General features: G+C 67.5%; 16 protein-coding genes. 7 read left to right on the forward strand and 9 right to left on the reverse strand.

Annotation, left to right across the window (positions count from 1 at the left end):
• Positions 1–6: 6 nt before the first annotated feature.
• Both ACFPPA_RS18365 and ACFPPA_RS18370 read left to right on the forward strand, forming a co-directional pair.
• Positions 7–1,293, forward strand: coding sequence for an acetyl-CoA C-acetyltransferase (locus ACFPPA_RS18365; RefSeq protein ID WP_377322575.1), 1,287 nt, complete (start codon positions 7–9; stop codon positions 1,291–1,293).
• Positions 1,294–1,312: 19 nt separating this feature from the next.
• A complete protein-coding gene (locus ACFPPA_RS18370; RefSeq protein ID WP_377322577.1) occupies positions 1,313–1,861 on the forward strand; it encodes an energy transducer TonB in 549 nt (182 codons plus the stop codon).
• Between the two features lie 38 nt (positions 1,862–1,899).
• Here the strand turns inward: ACFPPA_RS18370 and ACFPPA_RS18375 are convergent, their stop codons facing one another.
• From ACFPPA_RS18375 to ACFPPA_RS18390, 4 genes are all read right to left on the reverse strand, one after another.
• Complete coding sequence (locus tag ACFPPA_RS18375) at positions 1,900–3,774, reverse strand: phospholipase D-like domain-containing protein (RefSeq protein WP_377322579.1); 1,875 nt, start codon at positions 3,772–3,774, stop codon at positions 1,900–1,902.
• A gap of 126 nt (positions 3,775–3,900) precedes the next feature.
• A complete protein-coding gene (locus tag ACFPPA_RS18380) occupies positions 3,901–4,374 on the reverse strand; it encodes a SixA phosphatase family protein (RefSeq protein ID WP_377322581.1) in 474 nt (157 codons plus the stop codon).
• 64 nt (positions 4,375–4,438) lie between these two features.
• Complete coding sequence (locus ACFPPA_RS18385; RefSeq protein ID WP_377322583.1) at positions 4,439–5,074, reverse strand: nucleotide-binding protein; 636 nt, start codon at positions 5,072–5,074, stop codon at positions 4,439–4,441.
• 98 nt (positions 5,075–5,172) lie between these two features.
• The gene (locus ACFPPA_RS18390) at positions 5,173–6,204 is read right to left on the reverse strand and encodes a hypothetical protein (protein ID WP_377322585.1); all 1,032 of its coding nucleotides are present in this window, start codon (positions 6,202–6,204) and stop codon (positions 5,173–5,175) included.
• A gap of 148 nt (positions 6,205–6,352) precedes the next feature.
• Here ACFPPA_RS18390 and ACFPPA_RS18395 point away from each other — a divergent pair, with 148 nt between their 5' ends.
• A complete protein-coding gene (locus tag ACFPPA_RS18395) occupies positions 6,353–6,547 on the forward strand; it encodes an antitermination protein NusB (RefSeq protein ID WP_377322587.1) in 195 nt (64 codons plus the stop codon).
• 27 nt (positions 6,548–6,574) lie between these two features.
• On the opposite strand, the gene speE is transcribed toward ACFPPA_RS18395, so the two are convergent.
• The gene (gene speE / locus ACFPPA_RS18400) at positions 6,575–7,429 is read right to left on the reverse strand and encodes a polyamine aminopropyltransferase (RefSeq protein WP_377322589.1); all 855 of its coding nucleotides are present in this window, start codon (positions 7,427–7,429) and stop codon (positions 6,575–6,577) included.
• 270 nt (positions 7,430–7,699) lie between these two features.
• Here speE and speA point away from each other — a divergent pair, with 270 nt between their 5' ends.
• Both speA and ACFPPA_RS18410 read left to right on the forward strand, forming a co-directional pair.
• Entirely contained in the window at positions 7,700–9,589 is a 1,890-nt protein-coding gene (gene speA, locus ACFPPA_RS18405; protein WP_377322591.1) for an arginine decarboxylase, read from the forward strand.
• Positions 9,590–9,651: 62 nt separating this feature from the next.
• Positions 9,652–10,437 (forward strand): 3-hydroxybutyrate dehydrogenase, encoded by a 786-nt coding sequence (locus ACFPPA_RS18410; protein ID WP_377322593.1) that lies wholly within the window; start codon positions 9,652–9,654, stop codon positions 10,435–10,437.
• 15 nt (positions 10,438–10,452) lie between these two features.
• Here ACFPPA_RS18410 and ACFPPA_RS18415 read toward each other — a convergent pair whose 3' ends face one another.
• The 4 genes from ACFPPA_RS18415 to radC form a co-directional block, all read right to left on the reverse strand.
• Positions 10,453–11,205: an SDR family NAD(P)-dependent oxidoreductase gene (locus ACFPPA_RS18415; protein WP_377322595.1), complete on the reverse strand. Its 753-nt coding sequence runs from the start codon at positions 11,203–11,205 to the stop codon at positions 10,453–10,455.
• 28 nt (positions 11,206–11,233) lie between these two features.
• Entirely contained in the window at positions 11,234–11,917 is a 684-nt protein-coding gene (locus ACFPPA_RS18420; protein ID WP_377322597.1) for an SPOR domain-containing protein, read from the reverse strand.
• Entirely contained in the window at positions 11,917–13,605 is a 1,689-nt protein-coding gene (gene argS, locus ACFPPA_RS18425) for an arginine--tRNA ligase (protein WP_377322599.1), read from the reverse strand. Before argS ends, ACFPPA_RS18420 begins: the two co-directional genes overlap by 1 nt.
• A 508-nt stretch (positions 13,606–14,113) precedes the next feature.
• Positions 14,114–14,785, reverse strand: a complete 672-nt coding sequence (gene radC, locus ACFPPA_RS18430) for a RadC family protein (RefSeq protein WP_377322601.1) — start codon at positions 14,783–14,785, stop codon at positions 14,114–14,116.
• Between the two features lie 98 nt (positions 14,786–14,883).
• Between radC and coaBC the strand changes: the two genes are divergently transcribed.
• Both coaBC and dut read left to right on the forward strand, forming a co-directional pair.
• On the forward strand, positions 14,884–16,089 hold the full coding sequence (gene coaBC, locus ACFPPA_RS18435; RefSeq protein ID WP_377322603.1) for a bifunctional phosphopantothenoylcysteine decarboxylase/phosphopantothenate--cysteine ligase CoaBC: 1,206 nt from the start codon (positions 14,884–14,886) through the stop codon (positions 16,087–16,089).
• A gap of 11 nt (positions 16,090–16,100) precedes the next feature.
• Positions 16,101–16,556 (forward strand): dUTP diphosphatase, encoded by a 456-nt coding sequence (dut, locus tag ACFPPA_RS18440; RefSeq protein ID WP_377322637.1) that lies wholly within the window; start codon positions 16,101–16,103, stop codon positions 16,554–16,556.
• The last annotated feature ends 20 nt before the right edge of the window (positions 16,557–16,576 follow it).

Consider the following 16,576-nt stretch of genomic DNA (forward strand, 5'->3'; position numbering starts at 1 on the left):
TTGAGCATGGAAAACACGCAAAGGCGCGTTGGGGTGATCGGCGGTACGCGCATCCCGTTCTGTCGCAACAACACCGCGTATGCCGACGTCGGCAACTTCGGCATGTCGGTGAAGGTGCTCGGTGCGCTGGTCGAACGCTTCGGTCTGCACGGCGTGGAGCTCGGTGAGGTCGCGATGGGTGCGGTGATCAAGCACTCGTCCGACTGGAACCTGGCGCGCGAGGCGCTGCTCAGTTCCGGACTGGCCCCGACCACGCCGGGCATCACCACTGCGCGCGCCTGCGGCACCTCGCTGGACAACGCGATCATCATCGCCAACAAGATCGCGGCCGGACAGATCGAAGCGGGTATTGCCGGAGGTTCGGACACCACCTCGGACGTGCCGATTGTCTATGGCACGCGGCTGCGCAAGCGGCTGCTGGCGATGAACCGGGCGAAGACACCGCTGGACAAGTTGAAAGCGGCGTTGCGCGGGTTCTCCTTCAGCGAGCTGAAGCCCTCATTCCCCGGCGTGGCCGAGCCGCGCACGGGCAAGTCGATGGGCGATCACTGCGAGCAGATGGCGAAGGAGTGGAAGATCGGCCGGGAGGCGCAGGATCGGCTGGCGCTGGACAGCCACCACAAGCTTGCCGCCGCCTATGACGCCGGTTTCTTCGAGGACCTGCTGGTGCCGTTCCGCGGTCTGCGGCGCGACGGCTTCCTGCGCCCGGATACCACGCTGGAGAAGCTGGCGGCGCTGAAACCCGCGTTCGACCGCAGCTCCGGCCACGGCACGCTCACCGCCGGCAATTCCACCGGCCTGTCCGATGGCGCCGCCGCGGTGCTGCTGGCCAGCGAGGACTGGGCCGCCCGACGCGGCCTGAAGGTGCAGGCGTATCTGCGCGATGCCGAGGTCGCCGCGGTCGACTTTGTCCATGGCGAGGGCCTGCTGATGGCGCCGACCATCGCGGTGCCGCGGATGCTGGCGCGCCAGGGCCTGACCCTGCAGGATTTCGACTACTACGAGATCCACGAGGCGTTCGCGGCGCAGGTGCTGTGCACCTTGCGCGCGTGGGAGTCGGTCGACTACTGCAAGCAGCGGCTCGGCCTCGACGCAGCCTTCGGTTCGATCGATCCGGCCAAACTCAATGTCCACGGCTCCAGCCTGGCGGTCGGCCATCCGTTTGCCGCCACCGGCGCGCGGATCATCGCCACGCTGGCAAAGATGCTGGAGCAGAAAGGCTCCGGCCGCGGCCTGATCTCGATCTGCACGGCCGGCGGGATGGGCGTCACCGCGATTCTCGAGCGGCCGTGAACGTGATGCCGCCAGCGCCATGCTGCGCCTGCGCACCAGCAGCGGCCTGAGCCTGCTGGCGCTGGCGGTCGGCATCGCCGGCACCGCCTGGCTCAGCACGTTGACCGCCGGCTGGCACGGACCGGCGCCGCGTGTCGCCACCCTGTCGGCGCGGTCGGCGTCGCGCCATGCCTGGCCCTTGCCGCATCGCCGGCATGGCGCGATCAGCGTGGTGCCGGCGCGCCGCAGCGCACCCGACCGCCCTGGCCGCGGCGAAAGCCTGGCCGCGGCCCCCCCGCCGGCGGCACTGCTGCCACTGGCGATGCCCAGCGACACCTCGCAACGTTGGGACGAGTTGCGCGGTCATCTGGACGGACGCGTGGTGCTGCATGTCGACATCGACGACCGTGGTCGCGTCGCTGCCGCCGGCATCAGCGAATCCAGCGGCGATCCGGTCCTCGACGAACACGCCCTGCGCAGTGTGCGCGGCTGGCGCTTCGCGGTGCCGGCCGATCATCCCGAAGGGATCAGCGGCGAGCTGCCGATGCGCTTCTCTTCACGCGGAGACGGGATTGCGCGGGTGCCGTGACGGCTTGCACACGGGACGCCGGTAGGTCTCACGGCGTATCAGAGGATGCCCTTGGCGCCCACGCCGAACGCGGTGACCAGTCGCGTGATGATCAGCTTCGGTGACAATGCCACGTCGGGAAAATCGCCGACCGGCTGGTAGCAGGCGAAGAAATCGGGGTTGCTGGCGCGCATCGGCTGGCAGCCGGGCTTGAGGTCGTAGCTGGTGGCGTAGCGAAACGGCCACAGGTCGAACAGCGGCAACTGCTCGGAGACGCTGCCGATGGCCTGGTTGATGTCGGTGAGCACCGGCACCACCGATCGTCGGGGCGCAATCACCCAGGAGTTTTCCGGCTGGGTGTCGCGCAGGATGCTGCGTCGCAGCTGGTCGGCGAACACGTGGTCGTAGACGATCGCGCCGGCCTCGGTGTTGTAGTGATCCGAGCGCGGATCGAAGTTGTGCGAGCCGACCATCGCGAAGCTGTCGTCGATCACGATCGACTTCGCATGCAGGCCGAAGCGGCGGCCCTCGCTGAGCAGCGGCGCAGGCCGGTTGTTGCCGCGGCTGCCGAGCAGGTGGAACCGCGTCCGCGACGCGCTGGCCGGGCTGGCGGTTTCCGTCGGCGGGGTCGCCGCGTCCATGCCGAGGTTGGCCAGTTCGTATTCGACCGCGGGGCCGGGCGCATGCGGCTTCATCTCGTGGATCTCGAAGCCGAACGTCTTCAGGTAGCGCTTGCGGTGCTTGTACGACATCGCGTAGACAGCGAACGCGTCGGTCGAGGCCAGCGAATTGGTGGAAACGATCACCCGCGGCGGCGCGGCATGCCGGTGCAGCCGCTTGAAGATGCGCTGGGCGCGCTTGCTCATCACCAGGTACGGTGTCTGCAGCAGCACCTCGCTCCTGGCGTCGCCGATCATGCGCATGATGTGGCGGGTGAACTCCAGCGCTCGCTGTTTGTCCGGTTTGTCGGTTTTCGCTGGCAGGTCGCTGAAGTAGTCGACCTTGCCCACCCGCAGGGAGGGTTCGACCAGCCAGGCCTGCAGCCATTGCGGATCTTCGGCGGCGCGCTGCACCTGGGCGACCCGTTGTGGTCGGCGATAGACCGGAGCCGGCCACACCGGCGGCGTGCGGTCGGACAGGATGCGCTGGTTGATGTCGCGCAGATGGGTCAGCGGCACCGCGCGCTTGTGATGCCAGAACAGCGCGAAGCTGGCAGCCATTTCCCGTGCGGCGGGTCCTCCGATCATCACGTCGCGGTCGACGTAGTCGAAGTTGTCGTCCCAGTTGAAGTAGCGATCCTGATAGTTGCGTCCGCCGGTGATGCCGATACTGTCGTCCACCAGCAGCAACTTGTTGTGCATGCGCTGGTTGAATTGCATGAAGCAGCACAGCAGGCCGGCGGCGAAATCCAGCGGTGGCGTGTGGGCCTTGTGGAAGGTCGGGTTGTACAGGCGCACCTGCAGGTGCGAGCTGACCCGCGACAGGCGGTCGAGCAGATCCTGGTCGTCGAAGGAAAACAGCTGGTCGGCCAGGATGCGCACCTGCACCCCGCGTCGCGCGGCCTGAACCAGCTCGTTCAGCACGAGCTGGCCGGTATCGTCCTGATCCCAGATGTAGGTCTGCACGTCGATCGAGTGTCGCGCCGCGCGGATCAGGTTGATCCGTGCGGCCAGCGCCGGTTCGCTGTCACCCAGCAGGGTCACCACGTGCACCGGCTGCTCCGGGGTGGATTCGGCCAGCGCCCGGGTGGCGGCCTCGAGCAGCGGGGAAGCCACCGCGCAATGGTCGGCTTGCGTGCAGGACAGATCGCGGTCGGTGGTGGCCGCGACCACCGCATCGGCGCGCCGGATCTGCTGGCGTGACAAGGTGCAGCCTTGCAGGAGCAGGGTAGCCAGCAGCAATGGGAGGGCGAATCGGTACAGGAAACGGGGCATGCGCGAATGATACGGGGAATGGGTCGAGTGCCCGTGACGGGTTTCCGTGCGGGCGCCGCTCCATCGCGCTGAAGAGGCAGCGCGATCGACAGGTGTGATCGGGAACGTGGGGCCTTGCGCGTCGCGTCAGGGCGACCAGAAGGCGTCCAGCCGGGCGTTGCCCGGCTCCAGGGCTCCGTCCAGGTGCAACACCGCCAGCGCGCCCGGCGGCATGCCGCGGAAATCGTCCGAGCGGCCTTCGACCAGCAGGGCCACCAGCCGTTCAAAGCCGGGGTTGTGACCCACCAGCATCACCGTGCCCGCGTCGCCGTGCTGATCGAGCAGCGCCAGCAGTTCGCCGGGCGAGGCGTCATAAATCTCGGAGGCCATCTGCGGTACCGGGGCATCCGCGATCGCGGCCAGCGCCAGCCGGGTGGTCTCGTCGGTGCGCCGGGTGGGCGAGCACAGCACGCGCTCGGGCCGGATGCCGTGCGCGGCCAGCCAGAGTCCGGCCGCCTGCGCTTCCTGCTCGCCGCGCGGGCTCAGCGGGCGTTGCTGGTCGTCGCCAGCGGTGTCTATCGGTACGGCTTCGGCGTGCCGCAACAGGATCAGTTCGTGCATGGGGAACTCCAGCGGGTGGTGGTCGCGCACGGCGCGCGATGAAGGCATCGGGAGAGGGGCTGCTTCAGCGCTGCTGACGCTTGATCCAGCGCAGCAGCGCCTTCCAGTCCTGCTGGTGGTTGCGCACCTGCTCGGACTGATAGTCGAAAATACCCTTGCCCAGCGCGCTCAGCAGCACGTAGGCCTGGCTGTCGCGCAGCTGCGCGACGATCGGAAACGGCGATTGTTCGGCCAGCTGGGCGACCGCATCCTGGCTGGCGTGAGTCCACGGCTTGAGCCGGTTGGCCACCAGCGCCACCGGCAGCTTGCCGCGGCGGATGCGATTGATCGACTGCAGTTCGCCGATGAAACGCAGCGTCGCATCCAGGTCGAACGAGGAGGGCAGCACCGGCACCAGCAGCACGTCGGCCTGCTCCAGATACGGCTCGAGGTCGCGCACACCGGAACCGGCAGCGCTGTCGATCAGCAACTGCTGGGTATCCGCGGGAATCCGGCTCAGGGATTTTCGGCCGCCCTCGTACGCCAGCACGCCGGGGACATTGTCCGGTCGCAGCGTGGCCCAGCGAAAGCTGGAGCATTGCCGGTCGGCGTCGATGATGGCGGTGTGCTGCCCGGCCTGTGCCCAGTGCGAAGCCAGCTGGGTGACCAGCGTGCTCTTGCCGCAACCACCCTTGCTGCTTGCCACCAGCGTCGTAAGCATCGGATCACCCTTGCCGCGGAAGGTGTTCCAAGCCTACACGGCTGAGGATGCGGCGCAAAGCGGCTGGCCGCAGCCTGTCGGGCTTCGGCCAGCCGGGCTTATTCCGCCCGGTGCGGCTGCCAGTCGGTCGGCGCATCGACAGCGATGTGGTTGTCGCGCAGGGCTGCCAGCTGCAGGCTCATCTCGGTGCCGCCGTTGCGCGCCAGCGCCAGCAGATGCTGGGCCACGGCCGGCTCGTCCAGTGCCCGGTTCAGCAGCAGGCCGAAGTTCTGCACCTGCCAGATCAGGTTGCGCCGGGCCTCCCGGGCTTCCTGCTGCTGGGTCGGATCGTCCGACAGCACTTCGCGCAGGTGCAGCCCGAGCGAGCGTGCCAGCGGGCTCGAGCCCCATTCGAGAACCTTGCCCAGGCTCAGGCAATCGGCCTTGATCGAGGCATCTTCGCGGGCGTTCTCGCACAGCTTGGCGACGAGCTGCAGACCCGGCTGCGGTTGCGTACCGGCGATGCCGAAGACCAGCACGGTCTGCATGCCCGCCGCACCGGCCTTCGCGGCCGGATCGAACGAGCCGGCCGGCGGCGGCAATGTGCCTACCGTGCTGGCCAGCGCTTTCAGGCTGTTGCCGGTGTAGTCGTCGTACAGTTTGGCCGCCGCGGTCTTGCGCAGGTCCTCCCGGGAGGCGTCCTGCTTCATGTCGCGGGCGTCCGTCCCCAGCTTGATCATCCATACCGCGGCATTGTCCGGCGCCTGGCTGAGCAGTTGATCCAGTGCGGCGGTATTCGGGCAGGCCGCGGCCTTGGCGTCGCAGTCGACCAGGCGAACCCAGTTGACCGCTGCGCCGGCATCGTCGGCGTGCGCGGCGCGCTCGATCAGGGCATGGAAGCTGTTGTTCGGCGGCTGGTTGAACAGCGGCCGGGCCAGCAGGGCCGCGCCGAGCAGCGGCTGCGCATCGGCACGCGCGGCCAGTACGCTGACCAGATCCCGCTGGAACGCCAGCTGGGCCTTGTCGCGGGCCTGCGCGGCCTTGCCCGGATCGACCGGGGCCTTGGGGACGTCCTTGGTGGCGGCGAAGACCGGCGCGGCGAGCAGCGCCAGGGCAGCAGTGAGGATCAGGTCGCGCGTTCGACGCATCATGGGTCTGGATCCGCAAAGCGCCCAGCTTACCTTGCGTAGATTAAGCGCGGCTGATTTGATTGTCGGCAGATGCAGGCGGCCGCGGCGGGGCTTGCTAGGATGTCTGTTTGGGCGCACGGCCGCGCCCCCTCATGGTGGGAGAGGATAAGTGGATCATTTGTCGACATTTGCCGACGGCGCACCCTGGTTCGTCGGTTGGGGCACGCTGGCGTTGATCAATGCGGCGCTGGCGCAGGGCCGGAACCGCAGCGGCTTGCTGTGGTTCGTGCTGTCGTTGCTGTTCGGGCCGCTGGCCACGCTGCTGCTGGTGCTGTTGCCGAAGGTGCGCAACACGCTGTTTTGAGGCCGCCCTGTCGCGGGGCCGGTCGCGCTATTCGCCGAATGCCTCGCGCATGAATTCCGGCTGGGCCAGTGCACCCTTGTGGATGTCGGCATTGTAGTAACGGGTCGGGAAGCTCTTGCTGAGCGCGCCGCGCTCGCGAAAGCCCGACAGGTCGCCGCCCTTGCGTGCCATCGTGCAGCTCCACCAGCCGGTCGGGTAGCACGGCTGCGGGAATGGCAGCGTGCGCACGGCGCTGAAACCGGAAGTGCGCATGGCCGAGCGCATCGACTTGATCAGCTCTAGGTGCGCCAGCGGCGATTCACTCTGCTGCACCAGGATGCCGCCGTGGCGCAATGCCTTGTGGCAGCTGGCATAGAACGCGGCGTTGAACAGGCCCTCGGCCGGGCCGACCGGGTCGGTCGAGTCGACGATGATCAGGTCCAGCGACTCGGGTTCGCATTCGGCCATGTACTTGATGCCGTCGATGAACAGCAACTGCGCCCGCGGGTCGCCATTGGCCTCGCACAGCTCCGGGAAGTACTGCTCGGCCAGCCGGGTGACGCGCTCGTCGATCTCCACCTGCACCGCCGATTCCACTTCCTCGTGCTTGAGCACCTCGCGCAGCGTGCCGCAGTCGCCGCCGCCGATGATTACCACGCGTTTGGCCCGCGCATGGGTGAACAGCGCCGGGTGGGTCATCATCTCGTGGTAGAGGAAATTGTCGCGCGTGGTCAGCATCACGCAGCCGTCGATCACCATCAGCTTGCCCCAGTCGGTGGTCTGGTGGATCTCGATGGTCTGGAATGGGGTCTTCTCCGCATGCAGCAACTGCTCGGTGCGAAAGCCGATGGATGAGCCGGAAGCCTGGTGGGCTTCGGTGTACCAGCTGGATTGCTGCGACATGACGGTGTTCCCGGTCAAACGTGAGGGGCAAAGAGATGCAATTGTACCGGCAACGGGAGTGGACGTCCGCCGGTACGACGCGCCCATTGTCGCGGATGACCATTACAATGGCCGCCTGGCCGACCGCCGCGAGCGCGTGGCGGTGGCCGAGCAAGCCCATCCGGCCCCGCGGCGTGCGAGGCTTCCGGCCGGACGGCTTTCCGCTCTTCGAGCACCCCGTCAAGGCTCGCCGCTGCGACAACAGGATCCGTTGGTACAAGGAGAAACCCCGTGTCGAAGCCCTGGACAGTTGAAACTGCCCGTCATACCTACGCCGTGCCGCATTGGGGCGACGGTTACGTCGACGTCGATGCCGCCGGCCAGATCGTGATGCGCCCGCGCGGCGCCGACGGTCCCGCGCTGGCGTTGCCTGCCATCGTCGATCACGCCCGCGCCGAGGGCCTGCGGCTGCCGCTGCTGGTGCGCTTCCCCGACATCCTCGCCGACCGGCTGGCCCGACTGCAGGGTGCGTTCGCCCATGCGATCGACGAGTTCGGTTACGCCGGCGGCTACACCGCGATCTATCCGATCAAGGTCAACCAGCAGCGCGGCGTGGCCGGCGAGCTGGTCGCCGCCGGCACCCACGGCTTCGGTCTCGAGGCCGGCTCCAAGCCGGAGCTGATGGCGGTGCTGGGAATGGCGCGGCCCGGCTCGATCGTGATCTGCAATGGCTACAAGGATCGCGAATACATCCGGCTGGCGCTGATCGGGCTGAAGCTGGGCCTGCGCGTGCACATCGTGATCGAGAAGCTGTCCGAGCTCGATCACGTGTTCGCCGAGGCGAAGGCGCTCGCGGTAGAGCCATTGCTGGGCGTGCGCGTGCGGCTCGCCTCGATCGGCGCCGGCAAGTGGCAGAACACCGGTGGCGACAAGGGCAAGTTCGGCCTGTCGCCGAGCCAGGTGCTGACCCTGATCGAGCGGCTCGATGCGGCCGGGCTCAAGCACACGCTGAAGCTGCAGCACTTCCACATGGGCTCGCAGATCTCCAACGTGCGCGACATCGCCAACGGCATGCGCGAGGCCACCCGCTACTTCGTCGAACTGACCCGCATGGGCGTGCCGCTGGAGATCGTCGACGTCGGCGGCGGCCTCGGCGTCGACTACGAGGGCACGCGCTCGCGCAGCCACAACTCGATCAACTACTCGATCGAGCAGTACGCGGCGACCATCGTGCAGTCGCTGGCCGAGGCGGTCGCCGCCGAGGGCCTGACCGCACCGCACATCCTCACCGAAGCCGGCCGCGCGATGACCGCGCATCATGCGGTGCTGGTGGTCAACGTGACCGAGGTCGAGGAAGTGCCGCGGGGCAGTATGCCCTCGCCGCAAGCGCACGAGCCCAGCGTGCTGCGCCATCTGCGCGAGGTGCACGCGGCGCTGGACGAGCGCCCGCCGCTGGAACTGTTCCACGAGGCCCAGCACCACCTCGCCGAGGGCCAGTCGCTGTATGCGCTGGGCCAGCTGGCGCTGGCCGATCGCGCGCGGCTGGACGAGATGTTCTACGCGGTCGCCAACGCGGTGCGGGGCCGGCTGCTGCCGGCCGAGCGCGCGCACCGCCAGGCGCTGGACGAGCTGGACGAGAAGCTGGTCGACAAGTACTTCGTCAACTTCTCGGTGTTCGAGTCGGTGCCGGACATCTGGGCGATCGAGCAGATCTTCCCGATCACCCCGATCGCCCGGCTCGACGAGCAGCCGACCCGGCGCGGCGTGATCGTCGACCTGACCTGCGATTCGGACGGCCGCATCGACCACTACGTCGATGCCGAGGGCGTCGACGTGAGCCTGCCGTTGCATGCGCTGAAAGAGGGCGAAAGCTATTGCCTGGGCATCTTCATGGTCGGCGCCTACCAGGAGACGCTGGGCGACATCCACAACCTGTTCGGCGACACCGACGCGGTCAACGTGCGGGCGCAGGGCGACGGCTACAGCTTCGACCACGTCCGCCGTGGCGACACCACCGACCTGATGCTCGATTACGTCGGCTACGATCTCGACGTGCTGCGCCATAGCTACCGCGAACGCATCGCCGGCGCCGGCATCGACGGCGCCGAAGCGGGGCAGCTGTACGCCACGCTGGATGCCGGGCTGACCGCCTATACCTATCTGGCCGAGGACACCCGCTGAGCGAAGGCCCGCGTCGGCGGGCCGTCGTCGCAACTCCCATTTCCCTCGTTGAAGGAGCAGTCATGAGCAGTCTGAATGGCAAAGTCGCGCTGATCACCGGTGCCGCCAGTGGCCTCGGCAAGGCGATCGCCGAGCTGTATGCGAAAAACGGTGCCAGCGTGGCGATTGCCGACATCAACCAGGCGGCGGCGGACCGCACGGCGGCCGACATCAACGCTGCCGGCGGGCGCGCCATCGGCGTGGCGATGGACGTCACCGACGAGGCCGCGGTGAACGCGGGCACCGACAAGGCCGTGGCCGCGTTCGGCGCTCTGGATATCCTGATCTCCAACGCCGGCGTGCAGATCATCAACCCGATCGACCAGTTCGCCTTCGCCGACTGGAAGAAGATGCTGGCGATCCACCTGGACGGCGGCTTCCTCACCACCAAGGCCGCGCTGCAGCACATGTACAAGGACGACCGCGGCGGCATCGTGATCTACATGGGCTCGGTGCATTCGCACGAGGCATCCAGGCTCAAGTCGGCCTACGTCACCGCCAAGCACGGCCTGCTCGGCCTGGCCCGCACGCTGGCCAAGGAGGGCGCGCCGCACAACGTGCGCTCGCACGTGATCTGCCCCGGCTTCGTGCGCACGCCGCTGGTCGAGAAGCAGATTCCGGAGCAGGCCCGCGAGCTGGGCATCAGCGAGGACGAGGTGATCCGCAACGTGATGCTGAAGGACACCGTGGATGCCACGTTCACCACGGTCGAGGACATCGCGCAGACCGCGTTGTACCTGGCCACCTTCCCGTCCGCCGCACTGACCGGCCAGTCGATCGTGGTCAGCCACGGCTGGTTCATGCAGTAGGCGGCAGGCGCCGCGCTAGTCGCGGTGCACCTGCAAGCCGGCCGGCGACTGGCTGACCGGCATCACCTCGACGCGATTGATGTTGAGGTGCGCCGGCAGGTTGGCGATCCACCAGATCGTCTCGGCGATGTCGCCGGCGGTGATCGGGTGGGCGCCTTCGTAGAGCTTGTCCGAAGCCGCCTGGTCGCCACTGGTGCGGACCAGGGTGAACTCGGTCTCGGCCATGCCGGGTTCGATCGAACTGACCCGCACGCCGGTGCCGTGCAGGTCGGTGCGCAGGTTCTGCGAGAACTGGGTGACGAACGCCTTGCTGGCGCCATACACGTTGCCGCCGCGATAGGTGTAGCTGGCGGCGATCGAGCTGATGTTGACGATCGCCCCGCGACGCTCGATGAGAGCCGGCAGCAGCAGGTGGGTCAGCGACACCAGCGCGGTGACGTTGGTGTCGATCATCTGCTTCCATTGCGCCAGGTCAGCCTGTTGCGCCGGTGCGGTGCCCAGCGCCAGTCCGGCGTTGTTGACCAGCAGGTCGATGCCGGCGAAGGCGGGCGGCAGGTCGGCGTGCGCCTTGCGCATCGCCGCCTCGTCGCGCACGTCGAACGCGGCGGCATGCACGTGTTCGGCGCCGTGCCGATCCACCAGCCGCTGCAGTCGCTCGGCGCGGCGGCCACTGGCGATCACGCGCCAGCCGCCGGTCACGAAGCGTTCCACGGTGGCGGCGCCGAAGCCCGAGCTGGCGCCGGTGATCCATGCGGTTCGGGTTGTCATGCGCGGAACTTCATCGAGAGGGGGTGGGTTAACGGCCTTCTTTCAAGGCAATCGCATTGATGCCGGCGCCGGCCAGCCGCTGCTTGGTCGATTCCAGGTCGGTCGCCGAGCGGAACGGGCCCAGGCGGACGCGATGATAGAGCTGCCCGCCGACGTTGACCGACTGCACGTTCGCGACGAATCCCTGCAGCGCCAGTTTCGCCTTCAGCGTCTCCGCGTCGGCGGCGTTGGGGAAGGCACCGACCTGCAGCAGGTAGCCACTGCCGGCACCGGGCTGCGGTAATGCGGCGGCGGGCGCGGCGGTGATGTTCTGGCTGACCGCTTTCGGCACATTGGCCGGCACCGCCTGCTGCTGAGCCGCTTGCTGCTTCTGCTGCTGCTGCTCGGCCCGGGCCTGCGCGCTGATTTCGGCATCCGGGATGCGCACTTCCTTTTCCGACAGCACCGAATAGAAATCGTATTGCGGTTTCTTCGGCGCGTTGTCGCCCGCCGCCGGTTCGAGTACGCCGGGCTCGCTGCCGCGCTGCGCGGTGGCCTGCGGATTCGCCTGCGGGCCATCGGCCTTGCGCAGGCCGGTGAGCAGGCTGCCGCGCATCATCACCGCCATCAGGATCGCGCCGATCAGGATGCCGATCACCGCATAGCCCCAGCCCGGGAACCCGTTGCTGCCATTGCGCACGGCCTGCCGACCCTTGCCCTTGCGTGCTGCCATTACATCTTCTCCGGGGCGTCGAGGCCCAGCAAATTCAGACCATTCTTCAATACCTGCTGTGTCGCCACCACCAGCGCCAGGCGCGCATGGCGCAGCGGGGCGTCCTCGACCAGGAACTGGTACGAGTTGTAGTAGGTGTGGAACGCGTTGGCCAGTTCGCGCAGCCAGGTGGCGACCAGATGCGGCTCCAGGTTCGCGGCGGCGGCCTCGACCTGTTCCGGATACTTCGACAGCTCGGTCAGCAGGATCTGCTCGTGTTCGTTGTCCAGCCGCGCCAGGTTGGCGAGACCGTCGGCGAGGTCGATGCTGAAGCCCTTCTCCGGGGCCTGGCGCAGCACGCTGCAGACGCGGGCGTGCGCGTACTGGATGTAGTAGACCGGATTGTCGTTGCTCTGCGAGCGGGCCAGGTCGATGTCGAACACCAGCTGCGAGTCGGACTTGCGCGCGATCAGGAAGTAGCGGGTCGCGTCGCGGCCGGCCTCGTCGATCAGGTCGCGCAGGGTGACATAGCTGCCGGCACGCTTGGAGATCTTCACCTCCTCGCCGCCCCGCATCACCGTGACCATCTGATGCAGTACATATTCCGGCCAGCCCTGCGGAATGCCGCAGTCGAGCGCCTGCAGACCGGCCCTCACCCGGGCCAGCGAGCCGTGATGATCCGAACCCAGCTCGGTGATCGCACGCTGGTAGCCGCGCTGCCACTTGCTCAGGTGATAGGCGACGTCGGGCACGAAATAGGTGTAGCTGCCGTCGGACTTGCGCATCACCCGATCCTTGTCGTCGCCGTAGTCGGTGCTGCGCAACCACAGCGCACCGCCTTCCTCGTAGGTGTGGCCGTGGGCGACCAGTTCGCGCACGGTCTCCTCCACCTTGCCGTCGCTGTACAGCGACGACTCGAGGAAATAAGTGTCGAAACGGACTCCGAACGCCTGCAGATCCAGATCCTGCTCGCGGCGCAGGCTGGCGACGGCGAAGCGGCGGATCGCGTCGAGGTCGTCGACATCGCCCGCGCCGGTCACTGTTTCGCCATCGGCCACGACCGACTCGCGATCGAGGTAGGCGCGCGCCACGTCGGCGATGTAGTCGCCGCGGTAGCCATTGTCCGGCCAGTTGCTGTCGTCCGGGGTGATGCCGCGCGCGCGCGCCTGCACCGAGATCGCCAGGTTCGCGATCTGCACGCCGGCATCGTTGTAGTAGAACTCCCGCTTCACGTTCCAGCCGGTGGCATCGAGCAGCCGGCTGAGGCAGTCGCCGATCGCGGCGGCGCGTCCGTGGCCCACGTGCAGCGGCCCGGTCGGATTGGCCGAGACGAATTCCACGCCCACGGTCCTGCCTGCGCCGCTGTCGTTGCGGCCGTAGCTGTCGCCCTGGTCGAGGATGCAGCGCACTTCCGCGTGATAGGCGGTGGCGGCGAGATGGAAATTGATGAAGCCGGGACCGGCGATCTCGACCTTCGCCACCAGCGTATTGGCCGGCAGCGCGGCGACCAGCTTTTCGGCCAGATCGCGCGGCTTCGCACGGGCCGGCCTGGCCAGCAGCATGGCCACGTTGCAGGCGAAATCCCCGTGTTCGCGGCTGCGCGCTCGCTCGATCACGAACACGGGCAGGCTCAGCTCGGCAGGCAGGGTGGCAGCGTCTTGCAGGGCCTGGATCGCCTGCAGCACCAGTTCGCGCAACTGTTCTTTCACGGGTGGGGTCGGTTTCGTGATGGAACCGGCAATCCTAACAGACCGCCACGCCGGTCAAGCATGCCGGCCACCCCGTTCGGCGCGCAGACGGCGGCGGGCCGGGCCTGCCATCGATCGTGATGCACCGCGGCGAGCCGTCTTGTGGATAAGTCTGTGGGGAAAACCATGAGGGGGAGCCTGAACGGCTTCTGCCATCTGATGAAATCAGGCTGTCACAATAAGTTATCCATATATATCAATATATTGAATTGCCAACTTGTTGTTAAGTAAGCGATGGGCGCGGCAAGTGCCCATATCTTCGTTTTGTGCATAAGTTCCGGCGACTTGGCGGTACTTTGTACGCGCAGTGCAGGTCATCGGTTTGTCATGCGGCGCTGCGACACTAGCTGGGTGCCGACATGACTCCCCTCCATGACACGGTACCTGGAGACGCCGCTCTCTCCTCTCCCAAATCGGCCCCACGGCGTGGTTTCTACCGCGCCGTTTTTTTTTGCCCATGGGCGGCCAGTCAGAGCAGGCCGCGGGCCGCCATCGACACCGGTTCGCCACTGCCGATGACCAGATGATCGAGGACGCGCACGCCCACCAGTTGCAGTGCGTCGCGAAGCTCGTGGGTGATCGCGCGATCGGCGGCGCTCGGTTCGGCCACGCCGGACGGATGGTTGTGCGCAAAGATCACCGCGCAGGCATTGTGCTGAAGACAGGCACGCACTACTTCGCGCGGATGCACGCTGGCCCCATCGACGGTACCGCGAAACAGCTCCTCGAACGCCAGCACACGATGGCGGTTGTCCAGATACAGACAGCCGAATACCTCGTAGGGGAGATGGCGCAGGCGCGCGCGCAGGTAGTCACCGCTGTCGCGCGGATTGCCCAGGCTCTGCCGCTGCTGCAATTCCTCGCCCAGGCTGCGCCGTGCCAGTTCCAGCGCGGCGGCAATGCGGGCGCGCTTGGCCGGCCCGAGTCCGCTGACAGGCAGCGGTTGGTCGGGCCGCCCCAGCAAGGCACCCAGGCTGCCGGCGTGGGCGAGCAGTTCGCGGCCCAGCGCAATCGCATCCTTGCCGCGACTGCCGCTGCCCAGCAGCACGGCCAGCAGCTCGGCATCGGACAGCGTGGCGCTGCCCCGGGTCAGCAGTTTTTCGCGGGGACGTTCGCCCTCGGGCCAGTCGCGGATGCTCATGCACCGAACTTGCCGCAATCCACCGTGGCCAGGCAGCGGTTCGGGCGAATGAATCCGGTAAGCTAGGCCACTGCCCGACTGTCAGGCCCGCCTTACATATGAGTCTCGCCCAACGCCGCATCCTGCTGGGAGTGTCCGGCGGCATCGCCGCCTACAAGTCCTGCGAACTGGTTCGCCGCCTGCGCGACCTGGATGCCGAGGTACGCGTGGTGATGACCGAGGGTGCGACCCATTTCATCAGCCCGACCACCTTCCAGGCCCTGTCCGGCCAGGACGTGCGGGTCAGCCTGTGGGATGCACAGGCCGAGGCCGCCATGGGCCACATCGAACTGGCGCGCTGGGCCGAGCGCATCCTTGTCGCACCGGCGAGCGCCGATCTGCTGGCGCGGCTCGCGCATGGCATGGCCGACGACCTGCTGACCACGCTGTGTCTGGCCAGTGCCGCACCGTTGTATCTGGCGCCGGCCATGAACCAGCAGATGTGGGCGCATCCGGCGGTGCAGGCCAACATCGCCACGCTGCGGGGACAGGGCGCGCAACTGCTGGGGCCGGCGGCCGGCGAGCAGGCCTGCGGCGATGTCGGCAGCGGCCGGATGCTGGAACCGCTGGAATTGCGCGATGCGCTGCTGGCCTCGTTCGGCAGCCGTGAGCTGGCCGGACTGCATGTACTGGTGAGCGCGGGGCCGACCTACGAGGATATCGATCCGGTGCGTTTCATCGGCAACCGCAGTTCCGGCCGGATGGGTTTCGCCGTGGCGGCCGCTGCCGTCCAGGCCGGCGCCACGGTGACCTTGATCGCCGGGCCGGTGAGCCTGGACACGCCCGTGGGGGTGGCGCGCCGCATCGACGTGCGCAGCGCGGCGCAGATGCATGCGGCGGTGCTGGAAGCGGCTGCGGGGGCGGATATCTATATCGGCGCGGCGGCGGTGGGCGATTACCGCCCGTTGAACGTGTCCGCGCAAAAGCTCAAGAAACAGCATGGTGCGGACTGGTCGCTGCAACTGGGTGAGAATCCGGACATCCTGGCCAGCCTGTCGGCGCAAACCGCGCACCCGTTCCTGGTCGGATTTGCCGCGGAGACGCATGATGTGGCCAGCTACGCGCAGGACAAGCTGCGGCGCAAGGGGCTGGACATGATCGCGGCCAATCAGGTGGGAGAAGGTCTCGGTTTCGAGGCTTCCGACAACGCGCTGACACTTTACTGGGACGGGGGAGCGCTCGAGTTGCCCCGGGCCAGCAAGCCGGAGTTGGCACGCCAGCTGATCGCCCGGGTGGCTGAACGCTATCGGGCAGTGCGGTCATGAGCGGCAGGCAGATGCTCGAGCTGGAACTGAAGATCCTCGATCCGCGACTGGGCGACAGCATCCCGTTGCCGCAGGTGGCCACGACCGGCAGCGCGGGCATGGATTTGCGCGCCGCGCTGGAGCAGCCGCTGACCCTGGCGCCGGGCGAGAGTGCGCTGGTACCCAGCGGCATCGCGATCCATATCGGCGACCCGAACTGGTGCGCGCTGATCGTGCCGCGCTCCGGGCTGGGCCACAAGCACGGCCTGGTGATGGGCAACCTGGTCGGGGTGATCGATGCCGACTATCAGGGGCCGTTGATGATTTCGTGCTGGAATCGCACGGCGCAGTCGTACACCATCGCGGTGGGCGACCGGATTGCGCAGTTGCTGCTGGTGCCGGTGGCGCAGGCGCGACTGAATATCGTGACCGACTTCGCGCCCAGCGAACGTGGCGGCGGCGGCTTTGGTTCGACTGGCATCCAGTAGTCACAGGGGTCTGGCCCGAA

Source organism: Rhodanobacter ginsengisoli (assembly GCF_042657065.1).
Taxonomy (GTDB): domain Bacteria; phylum Pseudomonadota; class Gammaproteobacteria; order Xanthomonadales; family Rhodanobacteraceae; genus Rhodanobacter; species Rhodanobacter ginsengisoli.

Coding starts and splice junctions, on each gene's coding strand:
- ACFPPA_RS18380 (WP_377322581.1), bottom strand. CDS start 4,374: ATGCACGAACTGATCCTGTTGCGGCACGCCGAAGCCGTACCGATAGAC.
- ACFPPA_RS18370 (WP_377322577.1), top strand. CDS start 1,313: ATGCTGCGCCTGCGCACCAGCAGCGGCCTGAGCCTGCTGGCGCTGGCG.
- ACFPPA_RS18410 (WP_377322593.1), top strand. CDS start 9,652: ATGAGCAGTCTGAATGGCAAAGTCGCGCTGATCACCGGTGCCGCCAGT.
- ACFPPA_RS18385 (WP_377322583.1), bottom strand. CDS start 5,074: ATGCTTACGACGCTGGTGGCAAGCAGCAAGGGTGGTTGCGGCAAGAGC.
- dut (WP_377322637.1), top strand. CDS start 16,101: ATGCTCGAGCTGGAACTGAAGATCCTCGATCCGCGACTGGGCGACAGC.
- speE (WP_377322589.1), bottom strand. CDS start 7,429: ATGTCGCAGCAATCCAGCTGGTACACCGAAGCCCACCAGGCTTCCGGC.
- ACFPPA_RS18415 (WP_377322595.1), bottom strand. CDS start 11,205: ATGACAACCCGAACCGCATGGATCACCGGCGCCAGCTCGGGCTTCGGC.
- ACFPPA_RS18390 (WP_377322585.1), bottom strand. CDS start 6,204: ATGATGCGTCGAACGCGCGACCTGATCCTCACTGCTGCCCTGGCGCTG.
- radC (WP_377322601.1), bottom strand. CDS start 14,785: ATGAGCATCCGCGACTGGCCCGAGGGCGAACGTCCCCGCGAAAAACTG.
- coaBC (WP_377322603.1), top strand. CDS start 14,884: ATGAGTCTCGCCCAACGCCGCATCCTGCTGGGAGTGTCCGGCGGCATC.
- ACFPPA_RS18375 (WP_377322579.1), bottom strand. CDS start 3,774: ATGCCCCGTTTCCTGTACCGATTCGCCCTCCCATTGCTGCTGGCTACC.
- ACFPPA_RS18365 (WP_377322575.1), top strand. CDS start 7: ATGGAAAACACGCAAAGGCGCGTTGGGGTGATCGGCGGTACGCGCATC.
- ACFPPA_RS18420 (WP_377322597.1), bottom strand. CDS start 11,917: ATGGCAGCACGCAAGGGCAAGGGTCGGCAGGCCGTGCGCAATGGCAGC.